We start from the raw sequence: 6,531 nt of genomic DNA on the forward strand, positions 1-6,531 counted from the left end.
TGTCAAGTCGTTAGGAGCTTTTGTCATAGAAATAATGTGCTTATCAAAAAAGCAATTAATAACTAGATAATTATTAGTATTATAGTTATAATTTGACTTAGGAATGCAGTTATATAAAGCTATATTTTGACGCACTACAATATATAGGTAAATTTACAAATGGAATTTTAAAAAATGGCACTGATCAATGGATAAACAGTAACGGTCAAGTTATTTATTTATTTAAATATGAAAACTATAAAATAGTTGAAGGAAATTATAACAATAAAATTAACGAAGAATATGAATTGATTTTTGATTGTAAATTTGATGATGGAGGCAGACAATATAGTGGTGAAACTACAATTTTTTATGATTCGAAAAGGGTTAGATACCATGGGAAAGTTTTAGATGGGATATATAATGGAAAAGGGAAGCTTTATGCTGACAATAAATCATCAGTTCTAAATTACACAGGTATTTGGAAAGATGGAATTATGGTTAATGGTGAATATAGTAATAAATTATCAAATTCAATTAAGTATTTCAAAGGTGACTATAAGAATAATATACCTTATTCTGGGGAAATTGAAGTAAGTCGTACCCATGAATTTAAAGGAGCTTATGGATTTAAAGGTACAATTTTTGAAGGTAAACTTATAAAAGGGTTTGGACATAAATTCAATAAAAATTATTTTGATAAAGAATTTTTACAAAATCATCCCGAATACGAATATCGAAATTATGATGATGAATATGAAGATGACTATCAGCATGAAGAAATACCGCAAGAAATTGAGAATGAAATGCATGAAAACTCTATAAGGGGTGAAAATGAAAATAATCGAGAATGCTTGAGGGCGGATTTTGGACAAGTAATTGAACTAATAGAAGCAAAATGGGAAGATGGTGAGTGTGAAGTACTTCCAGATGATTTATTATATAAAACTTATTTTGCTATGTACAAAAAATAATTAGTTGCAAATTTAATAATTTAAAAGTGAAAATTTTATTAAAACATAAATAAAAACATAAAGTATAATGAGGAAAATAATGTGTGTGTTGAAATTATATTATATTCTTTTTATAAGACTATTGATATGACGCAGTTTTAAAACAATTTGTATGAAACACTTTTTTTACCGGACGTATTTAATAAAGGCAGTTTTCTTTATCTCTTAATTTTATTATTGATACCATGTCAAAGCAATTAAATTGATTCATATAATAAAAGACTTCTTAAATGAGGTCTTTTGTGTCGTTCTGACATCTTTAACTTTAAGTACTTGTTTAAATACATCCTCCTATTGCTTTTTATTTTTGGTAGGTGTGCAGAGTTGATTTTGTAATTTCTGTAGCATTTCATCGCAATAAACATCATTTTTAAAGATTAATGTTATATTGGGACAAAATCATTACAAAAGTCCCTACTAGTATTATTAATATTTTTTCCACATCTAAAGCTATATTATTAAAAAAGACCAAATGTAAAATCAAATAAATACTTGAGATTAAGCAAGAAATAAAGACCGAATTACATGCTAAAAAGGATTTACAAAAGAACATACGTAGGGGGGGTAGTAAAAATAGACAGGGGCATTTTAATTTTAGTATACTAACTACAGAAGCAAAGAAAAAACGAAAAAGATTACAAGGTAGTCAAATTTTCACCTCTAAAATGTACAAATTAATATATGTAAATAATAAAAATATAAGGTATCAACATCAACAATTATTTAATTTAACGAAAGGAGAAATAATATGAAAAAAAAACAATTTGAAAAAAATAGGTATTCTGTGAAATTTACAAACGAAGTTGATGTTGATGATATAATATTCCAAATATTAATGTTGGAGTTAAATGAAGAATTCGATGATATAGAAAGATTACTCAATAAGGAAAATAATTTATTAAAGGAGGCCATCTAATGAAAGTGAGCGAGTTTATTAGTGCATTAGAAGTTGATAGTTATAGAGTTGGAAGTATAAGAGAAAGTGAACTTTACAATAAAAGGAAAGATGAGGACGTTAAAATAGGATCATATGCAAGAATTTCAAAGGGGAAAAAAGGTGATACATCTGTTATAAGGCAAATAGAGAGTATAGAAATGTTTTTAGAAGATATGAACTGTGATCCAAATGAGTTGAAAACATATAAGGATGAAGGGATTTCTGGGACGAATATGGATAGGCCGGATTACAATAGAATGCTGTTCGACATTAAAAACAATAGAGTAAATATTATAGTTGTAGCAAATATTGACAGATTAGGAAGGGATGTAGTAAAGTTAATAGAATTAATATATGATACATTTATGGAAAACAATATAGTTTTTGTAGCTCTGGACAATATGATTGTTAACACTAGCGAAGATAGAAAGAGACTTATCGAGTATTGTTTAGCAGCAGAAGATGTAGCAAGGCAAACTTCAATTAAAATAAGAAATGTTATGAAGGGTAAAATGAAGAAAAATATTCTTGTTACTAGTCAAAGTCCATATGGTTATGAAAGAATAAAAGTACCATGTAACGAAGGGAAATATAAAGAACGTGCGATATATATTGAAAGGAAAGGTAATACGCCAGATGTTGTAAAGAAAATCTTTGAATTATATGTGCAGGGAAAAGGATATGGGTTCATAGCAAAGTATCTTAATAATTTAAATATACCATCTCCCGATAAAGGAGAGTGGCAAGGTAATACAATAAAATATATATTAACAAATCCTGTATACGCAGGGATCATTGCTCAAGGTAGATTTAGAAAAAATGGTTTTCTCAATAATGGGCAAGATAAGAAAATATTAAAAGTGGAAAAGGCTAAATGGTTTGTTTCAGATGAAAAGTTTAAAGGGATTGTATCGGGAGACGTTTTTGATTTAGTTCAAGAGAAAATCAAGGATAATATAAACAAAAATGTTAATGAATTTCGTTACTTGTTTACAGGTTTATTAAGATGCCCAGATTGTGGAGCAACCCTCGTTTATAAAATTAGAGACAAAGGATATAAATGCAGTAATTCACAGAATGGTAAAGGGTGTGCTACTCACTTTATAAAAGAAGAAATTATAATAGCCGCAGTAAAAGATACTTTTAAAAAAATACAGTTTAATTATTCGCAGGTTAAAAGTAGAATCACCATTAACTGTATTAATTCTCATAGCTTAAATGGTATAGAAAAATATATCATAGAATCAAATAAAAAAATTTGTGATAATATTAATAAGCAATCAATATTATATGAAGATTATAAGGAAGACCTTTTAACCAAAACCGTATATAAGCTTAAAATATCAGAATTACAAAAGGAAATTGAAATCCTTGAAATAAATATAAGTAAATTGGAAACACAAAAGTCTAAAGTAGAACAAATGGATAATATAGTAACGAAAAAAATTGATAGTATAACAGAATTAAATTATATTAACAATAAATTATTAAAGATGTTAATTAATTGTATAAAGGTATATAAGGATGGGAGTTTCGAGATAATTTATAAATTAACTAGCGGTTCATTAAAGATATGCAGCTAAAGTTAAATAAAGGTGAGATAGTAAAGTCATTTCCACATCTTCAGCAAAATGGTGAGATCCATATGCTGAAGATTTTTTTTGTAATAGGCACATAGTTAGATATTATACCATATGCTAGTAACAGAAGTAATTATGGGAGACGTTTTATGGATAAACAAGAATTCGTTGTAAACCGTTATTACGGTAGTGAAAATTTTGAACAATTAATGATCAAAATAATAAAGAAAAAGTTAAGTTCTAATTTAGTGAGGAACGAAATAATAGAAAAGTCATGTTATAATGATAAGAGCACAATTGCCAATTACCAAGAATCGGGGGTAGTTGGTAAATGAAAAAAGTATGGAATGTAGCCATATATGCAAGAGTATCTACGGATAAAAAAGAACAGCAAGAGTCTATTCCTGCCCAAGTGCAGGGACTTAAAAAATGGATTATTGAAAAAAGTACACTTGATAAGGAAAGTTTGTATAATCTTATAGATGTATACGCAGACGCAGGATTTTCTGGTTCTAACTTTGAAAGAGATAGTTTTGTCAGAATGAAGGAGGACATCGAACAAGGCAAAATAAATATGGTTGTAACAAGAGATTTATCGAGATTTGCAAGAAATTATATTAAGGCAGGGTACTATTTAGAGGATTACTTTAAGGTGAATGGGATTCGGTACATTTCTGTATTAGATAATGTGGATACTCTTGAAGAAATAAATGATATTATTCCATTTAAGAATATTTTGAATGAAATGTATATTAAGGATTGCTCCAGAAGAACAAAGGATGGATTAAAGCAACGGATGTTAAGAGGGTCATGTATATCAAGTAAGCCGCCCTACGGATATATTTTCGAAGAACAATTTGTTGGAAATATTAAGATGATTAAATTAGTACCCGCTAAAGATGTAACAACAGAGATAATATCTGAAATTTTTAAACTGTATCTGCAAGGGTATGGTACAGGAAGAATTGCAACATATTTAAATAGCAAAGGTATTGATCCTCCTTCCTCACGTTTAAACTTTCCAATTGCAAAATTTGGGTTATGGACTAATAATAGTGTGCGATGTATTCTTAAAAATCCTAAATATGGGGGAATGATGGTACAACACAGGTCGATGAAAGTAAGCTATAAAGCAAACAAAGTTGTACTCACTCCTAAAAATGAATGGATATATGGAGAGGAATTTGAAGGGATTGTAAGTAAGGCAGTTTTTGAAGAAGTTCAGCAATTGATAAAAAAAAGGGCAAAAGACTATAGGTATAAGGGAAATACAGCACATATTTTTTCAGCAGTATTAAAATGTAATGAATGCGGGGGAAGTATGAGTTACAGGAAAAAATACAAGGGATATAAATGCACCAACAGTCAGATGGGTGGAGGGAGATGTACTACTCACTCAATTAAAGAAGACAGCTTAAAGCAAATTATAATTGAGGATTTACAAAAACTTGTTAAAGAAAAGACTAATAGTGAAAAAATATATAGTGAAGTTAAGGATATATTGATATTAAAGCAAGATAAACAAAGAGAATTGAAAAATGTAGAAAAAGAGCTGCAAAAACTAGACATACAATTTGAAAATATATATGGAGATAAATTAAATGAAGTAATAAGTCAAAGAAATTTTCAAATGCTTTCTCAAAATATACAAAGTAAGCAGGAAGAATTGTTAGCTCAAAAGGAAGAATTGCTTCATGAAAAAAAGTTAACAGATAGTAATTTAAACTTGTATGATTTGTATAAGGATAAGATCGATATTATTCTCAATTTTAAAGAATTTGACAGGCAGCTAGTGGATGGTTTAATTGATAAAATTGTTATTGTAGATGATAAAAAAACAAGAAAGAAAGAAATTAATATATTTTATAAGTTCCAACACTAATGAAGAATTTTAGGTGGAAGACGCTGAAAATACTTGACTTATGATATGGGATATTACGGTAAATGACCTATAAGGTGAATAAGGAGACCGCCACATGCATAGGTCTATCTGCTGCAAAGTTATTAAAACAGGACAAGGAAGCCACCATGATAGTGCTACCTTCTGATCATTATATAGAAGATGAAAAGGAATTTAAAGAAACTATTTTGCAAGCAGTTGAAGTTGCAAATAAAAAAAGAGGGCTAATCACCATAGGTGTACAGCCCACGAGGCCAGAAACTGGTTATGGTTATGTGGAGATGGGAGATAGGGTAAATGGTGATATACCTACGTTCAAAGTTGAACGATTTTTAGAAAAACCTAACGTTGAAGTAGCAAAGGATTTGCTCATAAAAGGAAATTTCCTATGGAATAGTGGCATGTTTGTGTGGAGAGCAGATGTATTCCTTAGAGAGATGGAGAAGTATTTACCTAAGATGCATAAGAGATTAATGACTATATATCAAGTTATTGATACAGAAGAAGAAAGCAAAGTAATAAAAGAGCAGTACGATGAAATAGATGGGATTTCAGTGGATTTTGGAGTAATGCAAAAAACTAGAAAGGCTTTTGTTATAAAATGTGAATTTGCATGGGATGACATAGGAACTTTTGCATCACTTACAAGGTTTCTAAGCAATTTTAGAGGTAACAATGTTTTGGGTAATACATTTATGGAAGAGAGTGAAAACTGCTCAGTATTTGGTAAAGATAGACTGATAATTGGGTTTGGAGTAAAGGACCTTATAATTGTTGATGCTGGGGATGTAATACTCGTAATGGACAAAAATAAGGATCAAGAGATTAAGCATTTGGTAAATGAACTTAAGGCAAATGAGCAAACGGAAAAATATATATGATTTAATATTAATTATTCCATCGCATATCATAATGCGATGGAAATTTTTTGAAGAAATCATTAGAGATATGAAGGATTAGAATTAAATGATTGCAAAACATCTGTCAAGCATTTTTGAAAATGTCCCAAATCATGTGAAACATTAGCACCAACTAATTGTTGGTGCTTTGCTTTTGTAAAAGTATGATTTTGGGTAAGCTTAACAGACCTACCGCGTGCTTTACTTTTTTAAAAAAGAAACA

5 protein-coding genes and 1 pseudogene are annotated in these 6,531 nt (G+C 29.3%); all 6 read left to right on the forward strand.

What is annotated here, in order from left to right; translation table 11 throughout:
* Positions 1 to 287: 287 nt before the first annotated feature.
* Positions 288 to 953 (forward strand): hypothetical protein, encoded by a 666-nt coding sequence (locus tag JJD95_RS19230; RefSeq protein ID WP_291644983.1) that lies wholly within the window; start codon positions 288 to 290, stop codon positions 951 to 953.
* Between the two features lie 787 nt (positions 954 to 1,740).
* Positions 1,741 to 1,908, forward strand: coding sequence for a hypothetical protein (locus JJD95_RS19235; protein ID WP_291644985.1), 168 nt, complete (start codon positions 1,741 to 1,743; stop codon positions 1,906 to 1,908).
* Positions 1,908 to 3,512 carry a recombinase family protein gene (locus tag JJD95_RS19240; protein ID WP_291644987.1) on the forward strand — a complete coding sequence of 535 codons (1,605 nt, stop codon included), beginning with the start codon at positions 1,908 to 1,910 and terminating at the stop codon, positions 3,510 to 3,512. Before JJD95_RS19235 ends, JJD95_RS19240 begins: the two co-directional genes overlap by 1 nt.
* 146 nt (positions 3,513 to 3,658) lie before the next feature.
* Positions 3,659 to 3,844 carry a hypothetical protein gene (locus tag JJD95_RS19245; RefSeq protein WP_291644989.1) on the forward strand — a complete coding sequence of 62 codons (186 nt, stop codon included), beginning with the start codon at positions 3,659 to 3,661 and terminating at the stop codon, positions 3,842 to 3,844.
* A complete protein-coding gene (locus JJD95_RS19250; RefSeq protein ID WP_291644991.1) occupies positions 3,841 to 5,391 on the forward strand; it encodes a recombinase family protein in 1,551 nt (516 codons plus the stop codon). The genes JJD95_RS19245 and JJD95_RS19250 overlap by 4 nt, the downstream gene beginning before the upstream one ends.
* A gap of 77 nt (positions 5,392 to 5,468) precedes the next feature.
* Positions 5,469 to 6,290: pseudogene (locus tag JJD95_RS19255) on the forward strand (mannose-1-phosphate guanylyltransferase); the annotation flags it as partial.
* Positions 6,291 to 6,531 lie beyond the last annotated feature (241 nt).

The sequence above is a fragment of the Clostridium sp. genome (genome assembly GCF_016650035.1).
Lineage (GTDB): Bacteria > Bacillota > Clostridia > Clostridiales > Clostridiaceae > Clostridium_AD.

What these genes read in the sequence shown, in the direction of transcription:
- JJD95_RS19235 (WP_291644985.1), top strand. Translation starts at nt 1,741, where the DNA reads ATGAAAAAAAAACAATTTGAAAAAAATAGGTATTCTGTGAAATTTACA.
- JJD95_RS19240 (WP_291644987.1), top strand. Translation starts at nt 1,908, where the DNA reads ATGAAAGTGAGCGAGTTTATTAGTGCATTAGAAGTTGATAGTTATAGA.
- JJD95_RS19245 (WP_291644989.1), top strand. Translation starts at nt 3,659, where the DNA reads ATGGATAAACAAGAATTCGTTGTAAACCGTTATTACGGTAGTGAAAAT.
- JJD95_RS19250 (WP_291644991.1), top strand. Translation starts at nt 3,841, where the DNA reads ATGAAAAAAGTATGGAATGTAGCCATATATGCAAGAGTATCTACGGAT.